The organism is Parafilimonas sp. (genome assembly GCF_047606085.1).
Taxonomy (GTDB): Bacteria; Bacteroidota; Bacteroidia; order Chitinophagales; family Chitinophagaceae; genus Parafilimonas.
The window spans coordinates 1-19,416 of record NZ_JASGEX010000147.1 but is presented as its reverse complement, the minus strand read 5'-3'; the positions used below and the strand labels follow the sequence as shown (position 1 = coordinate 19,416).

At 40.0% G+C, this 19,416-nt stretch carries 15 protein-coding genes; 10 read left to right on the top strand and 5 right to left on the bottom strand.

What is annotated here, in order from left to right; all coding sequences use genetic code 11:
- Nucleotides 1-356: 356 nt before the first annotated feature.
- The 3 genes from QM629_RS12890 to QM629_RS12880 all read right to left on the bottom strand — a co-directional run bounded on the left by QM629_RS12890 (nt 357) and on the right by QM629_RS12880 (nt 2,925).
- A complete protein-coding gene (locus tag QM629_RS12890; RefSeq protein WP_415160290.1) occupies nt 357-872 on the bottom strand; it encodes an outer membrane beta-barrel protein in 516 nt (171 codons plus the stop codon).
- A 293-nt stretch (nt 873-1,165) separates the two neighbouring features.
- The gene (lipA, locus tag QM629_RS12885; RefSeq protein ID WP_415160289.1) at nt 1,166-2,092 is read right to left on the bottom strand and encodes a lipoyl synthase; all 927 of its coding nucleotides are present in this window, start codon (nt 2,090-2,092) and stop codon (nt 1,166-1,168) included.
- A 131-nt stretch (nt 2,093-2,223) separates the two neighbouring features.
- Entirely contained in the window at nt 2,224-2,925 is a 702-nt protein-coding gene (locus QM629_RS12880) for a DNA polymerase ligase N-terminal domain-containing protein (RefSeq protein ID WP_415160288.1), read from the bottom strand.
- A gap of 936 nt (nt 2,926-3,861) precedes the next feature.
- On the opposite strand from QM629_RS12880, the gene QM629_RS12875 reads away from it, so the two are divergent.
- Entirely contained in the window at nt 3,862-6,804 is a 2,943-nt protein-coding gene (locus QM629_RS12875) for a glycoside hydrolase family 3 N-terminal domain-containing protein (RefSeq protein ID WP_415160287.1), read from the top strand.
- A 191-nt stretch (nt 6,805-6,995) separates the two neighbouring features.
- Here QM629_RS12875 and QM629_RS12870 read toward each other — a convergent pair whose 3' ends face one another.
- Together QM629_RS12870 and QM629_RS12865 are read right to left on the bottom strand one after the other, a co-directional pair.
- The gene (locus QM629_RS12870) at nt 6,996-7,241 is read right to left on the bottom strand and encodes a DUF86 domain-containing protein (protein WP_415160286.1); all 246 of its coding nucleotides are present in this window, start codon (nt 7,239-7,241) and stop codon (nt 6,996-6,998) included.
- Nucleotides 7,234-7,527, bottom strand: a complete 294-nt coding sequence (locus QM629_RS12865; protein WP_415160285.1) for a nucleotidyltransferase family protein — start codon at nt 7,525-7,527, stop codon at nt 7,234-7,236. Before QM629_RS12865 ends, QM629_RS12870 begins: the two co-directional genes overlap by 8 nt.
- 286 nt (nt 7,528-7,813) lie before the next feature.
- On the opposite strand from QM629_RS12865, the gene QM629_RS12860 reads away from it, so the two are divergent.
- The 9 genes from QM629_RS12860 (at nt 7,814) to QM629_RS12820 (ending at nt 19,273) form a co-directional block, all read left to right on the top strand.
- Nucleotides 7,814-8,929, top strand: a complete 1,116-nt coding sequence (locus QM629_RS12860) for a M20/M25/M40 family metallo-hydrolase (protein ID WP_415160284.1) — start codon at nt 7,814-7,816, stop codon at nt 8,927-8,929.
- A gap of 216 nt (nt 8,930-9,145) precedes the next feature.
- Nucleotides 9,146-10,303 carry a lycopene cyclase family protein gene (locus QM629_RS12855; protein WP_415160283.1) on the top strand — a complete coding sequence of 386 codons (1,158 nt, stop codon included), beginning with the start codon at nt 9,146-9,148 and terminating at the stop codon, nt 10,301-10,303.
- A 37-nt stretch (nt 10,304-10,340) separates the two neighbouring features.
- On the top strand, nt 10,341-10,757 hold the full coding sequence (locus tag QM629_RS12850; RefSeq protein WP_415160282.1) for an SET domain-containing protein: 417 nt from the start codon (nt 10,341-10,343) through the stop codon (nt 10,755-10,757).
- Nucleotides 10,758-11,104: 347 nt separating this feature from the next.
- Complete coding sequence (locus tag QM629_RS12845) at nt 11,105-12,667, top strand: hypothetical protein (RefSeq protein WP_415160281.1); 1,563 nt, start codon at nt 11,105-11,107, stop codon at nt 12,665-12,667.
- Nucleotides 12,668-12,669: 2 nt separating this feature from the next.
- Nucleotides 12,670-13,560, top strand: coding sequence for a glycoside hydrolase family 25 protein (locus QM629_RS12840; RefSeq protein WP_415160280.1), 891 nt, complete (start codon nt 12,670-12,672; stop codon nt 13,558-13,560).
- A gap of 10 nt (nt 13,561-13,570) precedes the next feature.
- Complete coding sequence (locus QM629_RS12835) at nt 13,571-14,668, top strand: S8 family peptidase (protein WP_415160279.1); 1,098 nt, start codon at nt 13,571-13,573, stop codon at nt 14,666-14,668.
- A gap of 77 nt (nt 14,669-14,745) precedes the next feature.
- Nucleotides 14,746-17,058 carry a hypothetical protein gene (locus QM629_RS12830; RefSeq protein WP_415160278.1) on the top strand — a complete coding sequence of 771 codons (2,313 nt, stop codon included), beginning with the start codon at nt 14,746-14,748 and terminating at the stop codon, nt 17,056-17,058.
- A 210-nt stretch (nt 17,059-17,268) separates the two neighbouring features.
- Nucleotides 17,269-18,108, top strand: coding sequence for a hypothetical protein (locus tag QM629_RS12825; RefSeq protein ID WP_415160277.1), 840 nt, complete (start codon nt 17,269-17,271; stop codon nt 18,106-18,108).
- Between the two features lie 247 nt (nt 18,109-18,355).
- Entirely contained in the window at nt 18,356-19,273 is a 918-nt protein-coding gene (locus QM629_RS12820; RefSeq protein ID WP_415160276.1) for an esterase-like activity of phytase family protein, read from the top strand.
- Nucleotides 19,274-19,416 lie beyond the last annotated feature (143 nt).

The window sequence follows — 19,416 nt, the reverse complement described above, 5'->3', positions numbered from 1 at the left end:
TCAATGAATGCTTTGCATTTCCAAAGGAGAAGGGCAGGAAAAAAACATGATTTTTTGCATGTTTTATGAGTTTTAGGGCGTCGGAAGTCCTCTCCTTTGGAGAACCTGTCCCGGCCATTCGGGAGGACTTAGGTGAGGTCTGTCTGCAAGCTTTAAACATATTGCTTATCCCGAACTCACATTATTTAATTATATGCCGTCCGGGTAAAAATTATCGGATTTCCCGAAACCCTTTGCCAAAGCGGGTTCTGGCCCTCTCCTTTGGAGAACTTGTCCCGACCACTCGAGAGGGGTTGGGGGTGAGGTCTAACATTGAAATACAAGGCTTTAAATATTTTAGTCGGACAACAATGAATTTAATTAAACTTATACAGCACATCCAGCGAAAAGCTGGAAAGTGTTGAATTGTCTTTTGAAATACCGTTGTATCCAAAATCAATTATAAATTTATTGGCTTCGTAACCCAATTGTGGCTGGTAATTAAAACCTGTGCCCTCGGCAGCGCCGGTTAAAATAGCAACGCCCAGTTTGGCGCCAAGAAAAAATTGCGGTGCAATATTAATTTTTGGGCCGGCTACAATGGGAATCATTCCCTGGTCTTTATACCTATAATCTGCACCTAATGGCAAATCAACCGTTTTACCGAAGAAATTGGTAAACCCTGTTGAACCGTAAATGGAGAACATATTGTTTACATGATATTCCGGCTCAAGGGTAAACCCCAACCCAACGGAATGGGAATCGCTGAAATCGCCAACCGGGAATCCGAGATTTAAACCGGCTGCAAAACTAAAATCTCCCGAATACCTTTTTTGTGCCTGCGCCGGCAGAAGATAGATACTTAATAACAGAGGCAGCATGAATCTTTTCATCTATATTGGATTTTTGTTTAAGAAATAAATAAGCCGTAATACAAAAAAATATGCCAAGGTAGTTTTAGCCTTATTCCGGGATAAATAAAAACAGGTATCAAAGCCTTATTAAAGGTTAACGTCTCTGCCGGCAATTTCTGCGAAGGTTAATCTTAAACGGCTTGTCAGGAGCTCCCGGTGCGTATGCTCCGAAGGAGCAATTATTGCTCTGAATGTGTAAACGGTCGGACGCTTCAAAGCGTCAGACCGATAGCAATTTCCGGAACGTAAAAGTTTAGAAGTGACTGTCCTGTTCAATTAACCTTTTCACTCAGCCATTGCTGCCGTCCATAACCCGGGAAAACATGCTTTTCACTGTGATAGGAAGAACGCACCAGCGGCCCGCTTTCCACGTAATCAAAACCAAGCGAATACCCGATTTCTCTGAATTCGGCAAATTCATCCGGATGCACAAAACGTTCCACCGGCAAATGCCTGGTAGTTGGCTGGAGGTATTGGCCAAGGGTAAGCACATCAAGATTTACGGCAGCAAGATCATTCATCGTTTCAATTACTTCTTCTTTGGTCTCACCAAGGCCGAGCATAATACCCGTTTTGGTGCGAACGCCCAATTCTTTTAAATAGCGAAGCACTTCGAGGCTGCGGCGGTATTTTGCCTGAATGCGCACCTGGCGTGTGAGGCGTTCAACGGTTTCCATGTTGTGGCTGATGACTTCCGGCGCTGCTTCAGCAACTTTTTCTATTTGTTCGTGTATGCCTTTAAAGTCGGGAATCAAAGTTTCAAGTGTTGTATCGGGATTAAGCGCTTTTACAGCTTTAATAGTATTGAACCAGATAGTTGAACCGCCGTCTTTCAGTTCATCCCTGTCAACACTGGTAATTACCGCATGTTTCACCTTCATTAAATGAATAGCTTCGGCCACACGCTGCGGCTCATCCCAGTCAACGGGTTCGGGCCGGCCGGTAGCTACAGCGCAAAAACCGCAACTGCGTGTACAAATATTGCCCAATATCATAAACGTTGCCGTTCCGGCGCCCCAGCATTCACCCATATTCGGGCAATTGCCGCTTTCACAAATTGTATGCAGCTTATGCGTATCCACCAGGTTGCGCACATGCTTGTAGCTTTCGCCAATCGGCAATTTTACGCGCAACCAGTTTGGTTTTTGATATCTCGGTTTGATATTTTGCTGCGATGCGCAGGCTGTAATCTGTTCCATGCTCTGTTCTCCAATTATTTTACAACATCACCTGTCTTGAAAATGCTTTCATTTTAAAAACAGGTAAAATTATGACTAAAGCCGGTTATGAAGAAATTTGGGCGGAAACGCCTGCCCTGCCCTGGCATATTTTACTTTCCTGTTACAGTTTTGCTTTTTTTAGGGGTTGCTTTTTTAGCAGCAGTTTTTAAATTTTTAGTTTTGGGTTTTGTTTTTTTCACGGCTGTTTTTTCGCGGTTGCTTTCCCATATTTTATTACTGGTTTTTTCTACCTGCGCCAATGTTTTTTTAGAAATAACGGATTTATCTTTTGCTGTAATGTCTTCTTCCGATGCATATTTATCATTATGCTTAATGAGCAGCCAGCTATTCTCTCCCTGGTAGTTGGTTTTCACCAGCGCAAACTCGCCTTTCAGCTTTTTGCCATGCATAACAATTTTTAAACTGCCGGCCTTTAACTGCTTCAGCAAAATCTTTTCATTTTCCTTTTTGTTGCCGGTATCTTCCAATGGTGTATAGGTACCTTCATCCCAAACGATCACAGTACCTGCGCCATAATTGCCTTCGGGAATAATGCCTTCAAAATTGCGGTAATCAAAAGGATGGTCTTCCACCATCATGGCCAAACGCTTGTCTTCCGGGTTAAGCGAAGGGCCTTTGGGCACAGCCCAGCTTTTTAAAACGCCATCCATTTCCAGGCGAAAATCGTAATGCAGGCGGCTGGCATCATGCTTTTGCACTACAAAAACCAGCTCGTTTTTTAATGCTTTTCCGCCGGTGGGTTCCGGCGTTTTATTAAAGCTGCGCTTCTTTTTATATAAGGAAAGGCTCATGAAATTTTTTAAGTAATATATCAAATAACCCGCCAAAGGAATAAACCCCGAGGGTTTCAAAAACCCTCGGGGTTTATTTAGTGCAAACATCCTATCAACCCTTCCTTTTTATTACTATACAAGGTGTAAAAAAGTGATTTTGTGTTGTTCGGTTTTAGCTCCCCTCTCCTTTGGAGAACTTGTCCCGACCATTCGGGAGGGGTTGGGGGTGAGGTCTGACAAAGAAATATTATTCACTAATTTATCCCTTGCGTACTATAATACGGCAGAATGAAAGTTGAATTTAAATGCTTTACCCAAATAAAGGCCAATTAATATTTTGAGGCGTCAGGTCGTTTCATTTTAGCCCTAAGATTGAAATGTTAATGGTAAATTTCAATACTACCAACCTGTGCCATTACGGCCGGAAATTTTTTGTGAACGGGTTGTTCAGAGATTTGCGTGGGTAAATTTTGTTAACCATATAAGCCATGTAAGATTATGTCAGCTACTTTGTAGTAATGTATCTTCTTGCATGTCTTACATGGTTCATTTACCGGTAATAAAACAGTGTAAGGAGAAAATACAGCCACTGGTCCAGCCTGCCCCGATTATTTCGGGTCATGCACCTGACCAGATCGGGCATCTCCTTATTAAACATAAAGTCGTCAAAATAGGTTTGGTAATTATAAATTATAAGCAACAGATTCCCGCCTTCCCGAATCAAGTCCGGGACCAGGTCGCGGGAAGGACGTGCAGGAGCTTCATTTGTTTTATCAGCATTAAAATTTATATCTCTGTTACATGCCAGGAATAAAACAATGTAAACCTCATTTACCTTCATATAAAATAATCCCCAGGAGGTTTGTGCAAACATTGTAGAAACCTTAAAAGCTTTAGTTATGATTAATTTTTATTATTGCAGCAACGGGTAACAATAAATCACAATGAATAGTAATGATGAAATTAAAAACAGCTCTGGTTTTCCTGCTCTGCACGATTTGTTTTGGTTCGTTAAAGGCACAAAAATTTTACAGGCAAACAGCGGCTTCACAATACTGGGTTGACAGCGTGTTCAACTCTTTAACGCCGGCGCAGCGCATTGCCCAGTTAATGGTAGTGCGGGAAAGTTCTGTGGCATCAGGCCGGCCGGTATTTTTAAATGCACAGGTTGAAAAACTCATCCGCGATTATAATATCGGCTCTATATGTTTATTCCAGGGCGGCCCGCTGAAACAGGCACAGTTCCTCAATTATTTTCAGCAGATAGCACAAACGCCTTTAATGGTTTGTATTGATGGCGAAACCGGCCTGGGCATGCGCATGACAGACAGTGTGTTTAAATTTCCGGACCAGCTTACCATTGGCGCCGTGCAGGATGCTGCTCTTGCTTATGAAGTGGGCAAGGCTATTGGCGACCAGTGCAAACGCATAGGCATACAGGTAAATTATGCGCCTGTTGTTGACATTAATAATAATCCCAACAACCCTGTTATCAACTTTCGCTCATTTGGCGAAGACAGGTACAAAGTAGCTTTATTGGGCACACAGCTTATGCGCGGCATGCAGGAAGAAAACGTAATGGCCTGCGCCAAACATTTTCCCGGCCACGGCGATGTAAGTGTTGATTCGCACCTCGACCTGCCGGTTATTTCCAAATCGTTCGGCGCACTGGATTCGCTTGAACTGTATCCGTTCAAAGCTTTATTCAATGAAGGCGTGGGCAGTGTTATGATTGCGCATTTAAGCATTCCCGCCATTGATAATACACCACACCTTCCAACATCTTTATCACAAAAAAATGTAACCGGCCTTTTACGAAACCAGCTTGGCTTTAAAGGCATTTCTTTTACCGATGCGCTGGAAATGCAGGGCGTAGCAAAATATTATCCGCAGGGCGAAGCTGCCGTTCAGTCTTTACTGGCCGGCAATGATATGCTTTGTTTGCCCGGCGATGTGCCGCAGGCCATTCAAAAAATACAAACAGCCATTGCCAATAAAGTGCTCGATTCAATTGATATTAATAACCGCGTAAAAAAAGTATTGCTGGCAAAGTATAACCTGGGTTTGAATAAGGTTGGGTACATCAATCCCAATAATTTGTATAACGATCTTAATAAAGATGTGCTGCCTTTAAGAAAAAAGGTGGCAAGAAATGCCTTCACTTTGCTGCGGTTAAAAGATGATGATGTTTTCCCGCTGAAACCCGGCAAAAAAATAGCCTACGTTGGTGTTGGCGAATTTGATACCAGCGGCGCTTTGGCCACCTTTCTTAAAATAGAAAAAGATGCGGATGTTTTTTTAATGAATTATAACGATGGCGCTGCTGTTGCAGCAGCCATTGAAAAGGCGGTTGACAGCAATTATGATGCGGTTATCATTGGCGTGCATGGTTTAAAAAAATATCCTTCGGGCAATTTCGGCTTATCCGCCAATGCGCTTGGGCTTATAAAAAACCTGCAATCAAACAACAAAGCATTAACCATGCTGTTTGGCAACCCTTATGCACTTAAAAACTTTTGCGATGCAGATAATGTAATGGCCTGTTATGAAGATGATGCCACTTTTCAGGAAGCGGCATTCAGCTGGCTGGAAGGCGAATTTGTGGCCCAAGGTAAATTGCCTGTAACGGTTTGCGATGCTTTTCATTACGGCGATGGCATTGTGAACTTAGGTTTGAAAGAATTGCAAACAGCCAGCCCCGCTGAAGTTGGTTTAGACAGCGCAAAACTTTTTACCATTGACAGCCTGGCCAGCGATGCGATTGCACAGCATGCAACGCCCGGTTGTGTTGTAATGGTTGTAAAAGATAATAAGATAGTGCTCGATAAAGCTTACGGCAAACTCACTTATTATACCAATGAGCCAGCAACCCTGCAAAGCGTTTATGACCTTGCTTCCGTAACAAAAATTTCTGCCACCACCATTTCGGTAATGAAATTGTGGGAAGAGGGCCTGCTTGATCTTGATAAAACACTTGGTTATTATTTACCCTGGGTGCGCGGCACCAGCAAAAGCAATTTAACGTTAAGAAATGTGCTCCTGCACCAGGCTGGTTTAATTGCATTCATTCCTTTTTATAAAGAAATAATTGAAGCAAACGGTGATCCTCAACCAGGGTATTTCCAGCGGTTTGATGATTCAGGTTACAGCGTACATGTAGCCGATACCATGTACATGCGCAACGATTGGGTTGATACCATGTATGCCCGCATTTTGCAAAGCTGGCTCTCTCCAAAAAAAGAATTTGTTTACAGTGATAACGATTTTATCTTCCTCGGCAAGATTGCAGAACAGTTAACGGGCCTTCCGCTGAACGAGTATGTGGCCAAAACATTTTACAAGCCCATGCATTTATACAATACCACGTTTAAGCCCAACGAACATATCCCTATCAACAACATTGCCCCAACGGAAGAGGAACAATATTTCCGGCTGCAATTGCTTAGAGGTTATGTGCACGACCCCGGCGCTGCCATGTTTGGCGGCGTGGCCGGCCATGCAGGCCTGTTCAGCAATGCGCATGACCTCGCCATTTTATACAGTATGTTATTAAACGGCGGCGTGTGGGATGGTGTGCGTTACCTCAAAAAAGAAACCATTGATTATTTCACGGCTTATGGCAGCAACATCAGCCGCAGGGGCCTGGGCTGGGACAAGCCCGAGAAAGACAATTACAAGCAGGATATTCCTTACCCGTGTTTAAGTGCATCACCGCAAACCTACGGCCACACCGGCTTTACGGGCATCGGCATTTGGGTAGATCCCAAATACGATCTCATCTTCATCTTCCTTTCCAACCGCGTTAATCCTGATGGCGGTTCCAATAATAAACTCTCCACTTTAAAAGTGCGCATGAACATGATGGAAACCATTTATCAATCTATGCTGAATAAATAAAATAATACGTCTCTATCATATTGAATAAACGGCTTGAAAAGTTTCTCTGAATATAACCTGTTGTGCAAAGTTTTTAAAGAGAAAAGAGAAATCGTTACAGTTGCTTTTGCAATAAAGTTATTTGTTCCAAAAACTCTGGTAAGCGATACTGTATGGTTTCCCAAACAATACTTTGGTTAATACCAAAATATTCATTGTATTATAAAGTTCCGGAAATCTTTTATAATGCGCCATTCCACCTGTGGATGTTGTAACTTAAAATTATCCGGTATTCTCGAAGTTGCTTCACCTATAATTTCAAAACTTCTTTCCACAGCATATCTTGTTTTAATATCTGCTTCATAGTTATCCTGCAGCATACCTTTTGTAAATTCCATTATGTTATTAATGGCGCCGGTAATGTCTTCCAATAAAAAGGGCAATGCTCTTTCAGACATGAATAAGGCTTTTTTCTACAAAGGATAAATATTTAAGTTGGATGCCCCTGCGGGATACAAGGTCTATTTTAGTATTGAAAGTATCTTCCAGCACATGGGCTATTCTTATATAGTCAAACCCATCAATCTTTGCATTAAAGTCTATAAGAATATCAATATCGCTTTGCTCGTTATAATCGCCACGGGCATAAGAACCAAATAAACCCAATTCGGAAATAGGGTACTTTTTTTCCAATTCCGGCTTTTTGGCTTTCAGCATATTTAATATTTCACCCGTTGTGTACATGCAAGTCAAAATTATTTAAAAAAGCACCTTCTTTACAATTATATTTCAAACACCTTCCTGTTTCCATTATGTCTTATGCAGAAACAAGATATGATTAACACTTTAAGAAGATTGTGGGTTAAGGGATAAAAGCTAAAGCTTTTTTTGAATCATGTTATGTTATCAGCAGTTGGTGCTTCGTGGCAGCTAAACCCCGAGGGTTTCAAAAACCCTCGGGGTTTACAGATCACTCACCTCAACAACATATCTTTGAGCAACAAGTTTTCAAATTTATAATTACATCATTATGCCAAAGAAAGATTCAAAAGCAAAGCATAAAACAGTATTCAGCAAAGATTCACTCAGCTTCCTGAAAGAATATATCAACACCGCATCGCCTGTCGGCTTTGAAAGCAACGGGCAAAAAGTATGGCTCAATTATATAAAAGATTATGTGGACACCACTTTCACCGATCCTTACGGCACTGCTGTTGGTGTTATCAATCCCGATGCGCCATTCAAAGTTGTAATAGAAGCCCATGCCGATGAAATAAGCTGGTTTGTTAATTATATAAACGACCAGGGTTTAATTTATCTTAAACGCAATGGCGGCGTTGATCACCAGATTGCGCCGGCTATGCGCGTAATTATTCATGGCCGCAAAGGCCCTGTAAAAGCAGTGTTTGGCTGGCCTGCTATTCATACACGGCATTCAGTGCAGGATGCAAAAGAGCCGCAGCCAAAGCCGGATAATTTATTCCTCGATTGCGGCGCCCGCAGCAGACAGGAAGCCGAAGCATTAGGCATACACATTGGCGCTGTAGTTACCTACCAGGATGGCTTTGATGAACTGGCGCATAACTATTTCATCGGCCGCGCCATGGATAACCGCGTTGGCGGTTTTATGATCGCTGAAGTAGCAAGGCTCATTAAACAAAACAGAAAAAAACTGCCCTTTGGTTTGTACGTGGTGAATGCGGTGCAGGAAGAAATTGGCCTGCGCGGCGCTGAAATGATTGCCCGCCGCATAAAGCCAAATGTTGCGATTGTAACCGACGTAACACATGACACAACAACGCCCATGATCAATAAAATTATTGAAGGCGATATTGCCTGCGGCAAAGGCGCTGCATTAGCGTATGCGCCTGCTATTCACAATAAATTATTATCGTTTGTGGAAAGTATTGCAGATAAGAAAAAGATTCCTGTGCAGTGGCGCACTTTGAGCCGGTCAACGGGTACCGATACGGATAGCTTTGCTTATGCCAATGATGGCTGCCCTTCGGTTTTAATTTCAATACCCTTACGCTACATGCACACAACGGTAGAAATGCTGCATAAGGACGATATTGAAAATACCATTCGTTTAATGTATGAAAGTGTTACAGCATTAACGCCGGAAACAAATCTTAGTTATTTATAAATGGCGTCAAACGTCAATCGTCAAACGTGAATGTAAGAACGTGAGGATATTAAGTCGCCGGTGGTCTGACGCTTTAAAGCGTCAGACCGTTAACTTAGCATTGAAAAATCAACCTGCCAATAACAATAATCCAATTCCGAAGTTTTCACGTTTGACCCTGCCCGACTGATTCGGTCAGGCGGGGATTCACGTTTCACGTAAATAAATTCCACGCCTTTGCAGCAGCAATATGATTATATCATCACCGGCGCAGGATGTGCAGGCTTAAGCCTTCTGCACAGGATGATGCTGCATCCCTTCTTCAATCAAAAAAAAATATTGCTGATTGATAAAGCTGCAAAAAACAGCAACGACAGAACCTGGTGCTTTTGGGAAGAGCAAAACGGCTTGTTTGAAGATATTGTATATCATAGCTGGCAACAAATAGATTTTTATTCAAAAGAATTTTCCGCACGCTATGATCTTGATCCCTATCAGTACAAAATGATCCGCAGCATTGATTTGTATGCCGCTGTTTTAGACAAAGCCAAAAAGCTTGCAAATATTGATATTGTATATGATGAAGTGAACGCCCTATCCGGCAATGAAACGTATGCAATGGTATCAACAGGCAATCAAACATACAATGCAGGCTGTATTTTTAACAGCATCATTTTTGACGACTGGAGGCAACAGGCACTGCAGCAGAAGCATGTGCATATTTTATTGCAGCATTTTAAAGGCTGGTTAATTGAAACAGTAACAGATGTTTTTGATGAGCGCATTGCCACGTTCATGGATTTCAGGATAAGCCAGGAGAAAGGCGCTGCATTTGTGTATGTTTTGCCCGTTGCCAAAAACCGGGCGCTTGTTGAATACACTTTGTTTTCTGAAAATACGTTGAGCGATGAAGCATATAACGATGGGCTTAGAAGCTATATCCACCAGCAACTAAACATTCAAACGTATAGCTTATTGCATACGGAAAGCGGTGTTATACCCATGACAAATTATGCTTTCCCGAAGGGCAAAGGCCGCATCCTGAATATAGGCGCTGCAGGCGGGCAAACAAAAGGCAGCAGTGGTTATACCTTTCAGTTTATTCAAAAGCATTCGACAAACATTATTGAAGCACTGGTGCAGGGAAAAAATCCGCTGCAGTTACAATCAATATTTGATAAACGTTTTCTTTTATACGATGGCATATTGCTGAATGTTTTAAAGCATAAAAAAATGGACGGCGCTGCATTGTTTGCCCGGCTTTTTAAAAACAACCAGCCGCAGGTTATCTTTAAATTTTTAGATAATGAAACCAACCTGGGAGAAGAACTGAAAATAATGGGCAGTGTTTCAAAAAATATATTTTTGCCTGCCGCTTTAAAACAAATTTTCTAAACTATATTCACGCCCATACCAAAACAGCTTATTTTATATGCCCCTTCTTGAAGATCAGCTTACAATAAAACGCTCAACCATTCCCGGTGCAGGCAAAGGCTTATTCACCAGAAAATTTATTGCCAAAGGCACACGCATTGTGCAGTATAAAGGTTATACCACCACCTGGAAAGCCGTGCAGCAGCGCAAAGATTTTAATGGCTATGTGTATTACATTAACCGCAATACGGTTATTGATGCAAAGAATTATGTAACCACGTTTGCCCGTTATGCCAACGATGCCAATGGCCTCACCCGCATTAAAAATGTGAAGAATAACTGCACCTATATAGTAGAAGGCAACAGGGTTTTTGTGGAAGCATTGAAAGATATTCATCCGGGCGAAGAACTGTTTGTTTCTTACGGCAGGGCATATTGGGAGGTAATACGCTATAATATGAAGCTCTCTGTTTGAATGGGGATTTTGAAAGATGGATAAGATGAAAAGGGCTAAGCCTGTCTTATACAAGTTGCTGGTTGCTTCTCTTTCTGAAAAGATACATATAAGTTTTTGGGAAATGCCTGCATAATAACGAATATCGCTCCGGGATTATAATTGATTGCTGCCTTTTATAAAAGCACCCTCCTGAACGTTACAATATATCGTTTTACAAAAAACTTTTTCCTGTTGTTTTTTTTCTTTTCCCGCTGCGTATAAAATACGGTAGTGGTGCGGGGTTTTCCCCATAGGCAATGGCTATACGGTGAATGTAAGTTTGGCGTGCTGTTTTTTTTGATGCAATCAATATAAATAATACACCTATGTTTAACAATGTTGCCCTCGATGTTTTTATTGGGCTGGTCTTCATCTTTCTTCTGTATAGCTTATTAGCTACGATACTGCAGGAAATAATAGCCACAAAATTTTGCTTCAGGTCCAAAGTTTTGGAAAAAGCAATTCTTCGAATGTTGGAAGATGGTAAAACTACTTCAACCTCTGCTATATGGGACAGGATTGTTTCTACTGTAAGGCTTTTTGGAACGCCCAACCTGCTTAAAGATAAAGTTGTTGCCGCCTGGTTTTATGCGCACCCTTTAATAAAATACCTTGGAGAAGATAATACGTACAGCAAACCTGCTTATTTATCTGCCCAAAACTTTTCGAAGGTGATGATTGATTTGCTGAAAGGTTTTGGCAATACGGATATTAATGAAACCCAGGCGGTTGCCAATTCAATAAATAATGAAACCATTTTTAAGATACCGATAAATGCAGAACATGATAAAAACAACCCTGCTATAAAAGCAATACTGCACCAGAGGCAGGGCACAATTATAAACGCCTTGGATACGGTGAAGATAAACACAGATACAGCCCTGTTCTTAAAATCACTTTGGCAGGACTCGGGCGCTGACCTTGATAAATTTAAAACCGGCCTTGAAAAATGGTTTGATGATACAATGGAAAGATGTACCGGCTGGTATAAAAGATATAACAGGGCTGTATTATTTGTTTTAGGATTTATAATCGCGGTTTTTTTTAACGTAGATACCATAGCTATTCATCGTGTGCTTTCTACAAACGATAACGCAAGGGAGGGCCTGGTTAATATGGCAATAAGCAAACAGCAACAGTATGGTGAAATAATCAAAAATCTTGATTCACAAAAAGGTGGTAATGATTCATTGCAGAAGCAGGCATTACATGCTGCAGATTCCGTTTATAAGGAAACTTATCAATTGCTGTCAAAAGATGCAAATGAAGCCGGTACCGTTTTAGGATTGGGAAGGCCCTGGAAAGATTCGGTAAACTTTTTTAAGGATAGCCTCACCAGTAGTTTTTATGATAAAAAACAAAGGCTATCCGATAGTTTGTCTTTATTTAATAAGCTCACGCATAAAAGAGATTCAGGCTTGAATCGCCTTAACAGCCTGATTAAATCCTCACAAAGAAGCAAGACTTTTCAGCAAGACACAGCAAATCTTAATAAGGAAATGAATGAATATGCAGCTCAAATGCCTCTGATAGATGTTGTTGCATCACAGCAGCAATTGGCCAAAATGAATGCTTTCGAAGACAGGGCGAAGTATATTCATTCCCGCACTGCATGCAAACTGTTTGTATATGCCCCTAATCAAAATGGAGGCCTTGAAACATTTATTGGCTGGCTTCTTACCGCCTGGGCGCTTTGCCTCGGCGCGCCATTCTGGTTTGATATGCTTAACAAACTTATCAGCCTGCGCGGCACAGGAACCAAAATTGACCCTTCCGCGTCAGGCGGAGATAACACAAGCGCCGGCAAAACAACTTCAGCAGGCGCAGCCGGTGCAGTCCCTGTTGTAATAAACAATAATCCAAATCCGGTTGAGGAGGCTGTAGGTTAATTATGTTGTTACAAGTATCAGTTAACAGGTTAAACAGGCGCAGCGAGGTTCCGGTTAGCTTTAGCGATAAAAGCACTGTAATAGGCGTTGTTGAGCGCGGGTTTAAATTTGAAGGAGAACAGGTAGCAGGCATTACCAACCCCGCATTGGGCGAATGGTATAAAGATGCAACCGGTTCCTTTTACTGGGGTGGCGGGCTGCTTAAATTGCCCGGCCGCATTATTTCAAATTTTAAAGACCTGCCAATAAATCTCCCTTCCAATTTCAGGTTTGGGATTGATATATCACATCATAATAACCGCCTTGACTGGCAGGCTATTAAAAATGCAGCGTGCGAGTTTGTATTCATTAAAACTTCAGACGGCGTTAATACGCCCGATAAACAAGCCGCATTAAATGCGCAGGCGGCATTGCAGCAAAATCTCAGGATAGGGTATTATCATTTTTGCCATGCAGACATGAAAAGCGGCGGCACAATAGAAAGCGACGCGCAAAATGAAGCCAAAGATGCTATGAGCAGGATGCAAAATCTACCAACGGCTGACCTGCCCTTTGTGCTTGACCTGGAAGATGATAATACCCCGCTTTCGCCAAAGCAATACACAAACTGGGTAAAAATTTTCATTGCCACAATGGCACTGCCGTTCACCCAAAAAGGGATTATGATTTACAGCCGCAAAGAATTCCTTGACCGGCGTTTAGAACCTGGACATGGCCTCGGGCAACAGGTTAAACTGTGGATCTCACGTTATCCGGAGCATCCAGATATGAATAAGGTTCCCAGCCCGGCAGGCTGGAATGACTGGAGTATATGGCAATATAAAGACAAGGGGATTATAGGAACAAGCAGCCCTTTGGATCTAAATATCATGAAAGACGCAACTCTTTTTTAATACCGTTGTTATGGCATCCTTTAAAGTAAAAGTATCATTATTGAACGTTCGAACCGGACCGGTAGAAGATTTTACTGATAAGAAAAATGTAATTGGCAAGCTTAAAACAGAGGCGCCCTTTGAAAGTATAGATGAAAAAACAAATAAACTGGGTACATGGTATAAGGATGCTAATCAGCATTGGGTTTGGGGAGAGGGATTAATAATAAAAGAAAATAAAGCCGATTTTGTACGCCCGGAAAAAGTTGAAACACAACCAACCTTTACTAAAGTAATTATTGATGCTCAGGAATATTTAAATAAGAGGTTTGATGGAGAAAAGCTAACCGCGCAAATTGATTATAACTTTCTTTTAAATATAGAATCCACATTCAAAAATAATATGGGTTCTGGTATTAAGGTAGCAATTTTAGATACGGCAATTAGTAAACATATCAGTTTCAGAAATAAAGTTGAACGCCCTTTTGCTTCCGGTGCTGCATCTGATCATGGAACTTTTATTTCGGGCATTATTGCAGGAGCAGATAAAATTTCAGGAATCGCACCTAATGTTACATTAATTGAATTACCGTTGTATAATTCATATGGCTTCATACAAGACGATGACACCATTAAGAAATATTTTGACTTTATAAATAAAAGTAATGAGCTAATTATTTTAAATATAAGCCAAGCGGATGTATTAAAGCAATTTGAGGCTGAATTATCAAATCTAAAAAAATGCATTATAGTAGCTTCTGCAGGCATTAATAACGATTTACAAAATCAAGACCTATTCTTCCCCGCTAAACTACAAAATGCAATTTCAGTTGGCAGCGTAACGAAAAACTTTGCAAGCCTTGCCTTAAATACATCTTTCAATCGTCAGCTTAATTTTATATTACCATCTTTCAATTATGTTTCTTATACCAATGCCGGGCAAATAGAATTTGAAATCGATACAAGTAGTTTTTCTACAGCCGTAATTACATCAATAGTTGCCTTAATTGCAGCAGAAGATAATACTTTTGATTTGAATCTGATCAGATCAAAAATTACCACTTTAGCTCAGCCTTATTCAGACAAGAATAAAATCATTTCACTTAATCCGTTAATTCCATCAAAATGAAAAGAATAATATTTTTTATTTTAATTCTTTCATGCAAAAATTTGAAAAGTCAGGTACCCTTTTATGATGCGCAAGAATTGAAAAAACTTAAAGTAGGATCGAGGAATTTGCCCGCTCCCAATGAAAATATATTTGTTATACCTCAAGCTAACGAGGTATTCGAAATTGTAAAGTATTATGTCAATAGCGCCGATACAACCGATAAACAAATTATAGATGCTTTTGACAATAATCCATTTATCAGATTTCAGGGGCAGCCATTGGGTGGAAGTCCAAAAGGGAAAATTTCTTTTTTATCATCCGTCGGCAACCTCAACGTAACCTCTATCGCTGATGGCCTTGCACAATTCTTAATTAAACGCGGCAAAGAAGAATTAAATATTGCATTCTTTCAGCGCATGCAGGAGTTTTTAGAAAAGAATGAGGAAGCCAAAACGCTGTTTCCTTCAACCGTGCAGTTTTTAGGTAAAATAGCTTCATATCGTTATTCAGAGTTTCTGCCCACGCTGCGGGAAGCTTTTTATAAAGACATCAATAACCTCATAGTCAATCTTAATATTTTAATTGATCTGCCCAAATACCAGGATTTATTAAAAGCGCTTCCTGAAATACGGGTAGCCATACGCTCTGCAAAAATTATAAGTGAGCTTTCCCAACCGGATTCTTCCATGCACCCGGTAAATCTTATAAGCCATTTGGCCGGCTTGCACGAGTGGGGCGAGATGAATATTAACCTGGCAAGTTCCTGGCAAGTCTTGGATATAATTTCTCAAAGTGTAAGGCGTGTTGATACTGAAGTGGTAAAAAAGGATACAACAATAATAGCTAAAAAAGATACAGTTATCAATATTCCCAAAAAACTATCGGATGCAATAACGATTACGGAACCTGTAAAAGTTGATAGTGGTCAAAGTATCATTAAAGTAATCGAAAGTATTAAAACGAAAGTTTCAGATAGCATAGCTTGGATTAAATTCAGCGACTTCAATAAAAATATTCTGAGTGATTCCATTGCTCTGAAAATTTATCTCGGGTTGTTATATCAAAAGATGGATACAATAGCTTTCAGGGATGCCAATGGCAATCTTATAAAGGTTAGAGACTTTATGGATAGTAACAAAACGAATATTTTCAGGATCGCTGATCTGATAGAAAACTTTCTTGTTCTCGCAAATGATGTGGAACAATCCATTAAAACCCTGAAAGACAAAAAAGGCAACTTAACCAACGATGATTATTATACCTATATACAAAAAGCTATTGATGTTATTGATTACGGGTTTAAAGTAGCCAACACCATAAAAGATGGAATAGCTGATGACAGGTATATTAAAATAGCACGCAATGCAAATGACCTGTATAAAAATATTTATACCAAAAATTATAATGCGGCAGTAATGAATGGGTATAGTATTCTTGAAGAAGTATTAACTAAATATGATATTGCCACTCATGAAAAAGATAACAGGGTTATATCGTCTTTGCTACCCACTAATATATCCCAGACAGACAAATTTGCTATAGAAAAAGATTTGAAAAAATTATACTTGAAGCAAAGCAACCCTGATACGGTAAAAGGAGTTTTAACAGGATCAATAGATTTATCTGAGATAAATGATGTAACATTAAGTAAAAATCTATCAGCTGACATTGCCAAAATAACAACAGTTACGAGCAACCCGGTAAAATTGGACTCAATAGTAAAATATTTACAAATTTTTACGGTAATACAATCTGTTCCTGATAGCAACACTACTACTGTGGAAAAAATACTTCGGTATGGAAATATGATGGCAAGTATTGTAAAGGCAGAATCCTCCCAGGAAGCCGAAGCTGCCATCGAAGCCGCTGTTTTGCCTGCCGGGAGCTCATCCGTTAAGAAGAATACAGCCTGGAATTTTTCGCTTAACGCTTATATAGGCTGGTCATTTGGCAGGTCTGTGAATAGCACTGATAAAATAGATGGCAATAATTCTAAAACAGGAATTACCGCACCTGTGGGGTTTGCCGTTAGTAAGGGATTAGGGCATTATAAAAACGGTAACCCTATCGGATCAATAAGCCTGTATGGAACATTAATAGATGTTGGGGCGATTGCCGGCTATAGACTGAATGATGACAGCACAGCATTGGATTCAAAAATTACGCTGAATGACATTTTTGCCCCCGGCGGTTACCTGGTTTACGGATTTGGGTTGCCCATAAAAGGCTTTTCATATATTCCTTTGTCTGTTGGTTATGGCTGGCAGTATGGTTCTGAACTATACTATAAAAAAGATGATGGCACACTGGCTGTGTCAGATAAATCAAGGTGGAAGAGCAATTGGTTTGTTGCTATTGATATACCCCTTGTGAATTTTTATAGCAGGAATTATAAAAAGCAAAAATAAAAGCACCGGCGAATTAACCTGTATGTTCACCTTCAGCATTAATGCAGCAACGCTAAAACGATTGAATAGCCCGGCACGCCAGCCACCGGGCAAAGTTCCGGTTCGGCATTACGGAAATCTCGTTAGGCAACTGCAATGATAAATTTAAGCGATGTAAATGAAAGGAGTTATGAAGTGGAATGAACAGGATGATTTTTTAAAACTTATTTTATGAAAGAAAATGTGAGAATTATTCTTTGGCTGTTTCTTGTAAGCTGCATAGCAATATTTATTGCCTGCACTTGCAATATCAAGTATCCGGCTTCTTCAAATGACGCATCTGTTTCAGATACAACTCTATCTGGGCCCGATTCAAACCTTATAATTACCGATACAACAGCAAAGAACAACCTGCCTGACAGGCGGCCTGCAAGTATAGACACCTCAGCACAAGCGCCTCCGGAACAAAATCAACAGCAGCAACAACATCAGGCAGAAACTATGAGAGGATATGCAATAGTATATTGCCCGTCAAAAATGATTATTCATGTGCCATCGGTAATTGATGCAGCCATAACAAAAAATGAATTTGATTCTGCGTATGCAATATTTGTTAGAACAATACAACAGCAAAACCCCGGCACAAACGTTCAGCAGATAACAAAAGATGTTATAGGAGACAGCATAAACCTCTACAATAAAATGCGGGTTGACATAGAATTTGATCCGGATGATTTTAAACAAATTTCAAAAAATGAAATAACCGCCAAGTCCTTTAATAATTACAAAACCCTGGATTGGGAATGGATTATTAAACCATTGCGATCAACAAGAAAAAGTATAATTAAATTTAATTTCTATGGTATAGATCCTGATAATGACGAAAAAATCATCATTTTAGAAAAAACAATTAATGTAGCTGTAAAAGTTGATGCAAGAAGCTTTCTGGAAAAATGGAGTGATTTTTTGCTTGACGACCCAAAGACAACAATTACTGCTATATTAATACCACTGCTTAGCTTTTTTGGAGGATTTTTTACAGCCAAAAAAAGCAAGAAACAAACTACTTAGAAATGTTACTCAAGCTTAATGCGGAATATAAAACGCTACTACTTATGCAGCAACACTACATTACTGTCAATATACTGTTATGAAAACGTAAACACAGAACAAGACTCTTTTACTCAGAATTTTTATTGCAGCGGTTTTAATAAGTGCCCATAGTTTTATAAAGGCGCAGGATTCTATAAAAATGCTGGAAGAGACCCCCATTCCCCTTTGCTACCATGCAGATGCATATTATTATGAATATTCTTCAATGGCAAGATGGAAAAATAAGATTTTGCTTATTCCGCAAAGGCCTGGTAAAAGGAAAATAGAATCCGGCAAAGGAACTTATGTTACCGATAATTCCATACAAATAGCAATATTTGATGAGGATAGCGTACATACTAACAGATACCATACCATTACTAATATTGCACACCTGTCTATTAAAAATTCAAATGTTTTAGATAGCATTCGAGGCTATGGAGGAATTGAAGGCGCTGTGATTTTAGAGAATACGAACAGCATATATTTTACTATTGAGACGGATATAGAAACTTGTTACATAGTGAAAGGTTTTATTAATGAAGCAGACAGCTCTATACAGTTGGATGAGAAAATTTTACCACTGTCAAAACCACAGGATAAAGGCGATACTGCAAATGACAATGCAGGCTTTGAAAGCATAGCTTATCTTCCCAAACAAAATAAATTAATAGCTTTTTTTGAAAGAAACCGTTATCTGGATGTTGATAGGGCGATGCTTATAGATACTTCATTGAATACATCAACCATTCAATATTTAAAATTTGCCAGGCCATTATTATTCAGGTTAACCGATGTGGCATATTGGGGTGATGATACTTTAATCGGTATTAACCATCATTATAATGATTGTCATAAAGACACAATTGAATTTAAGTATTATATAGGAAAAGAAAATATAGAAAATGCAAAAGCGGCAATGTTTGGAGAAAACCCCTCAAGGTTTTCATTTACCAGGATTATAAAAATATTTTTTACAAAAGATAATAAAATTGACTGGAAGGAAGTGCAGAATCCCGTTTCCTTTTCTGATGATAACAGGGAAGGTGTTCTGCCATTTAAAGATGGCGTGTTAATGGTTGCTGACGGCGTGCCGCCCGGTAAACCCTGCAGGCTTTCGTATTTCAATTTAAAAGATCAATAAGAAATTTTGAATATCGCTTTATTAGTTCTCGAAAAACCACCGCCTTTGGCGGTGGTTATGTACTCGTGGCTATGCCGTATGTTTAAATTTGCTGCATGAGCAAGTATAAGAAGCAATCTCATGTAGTGTATAAGTGCGATTAT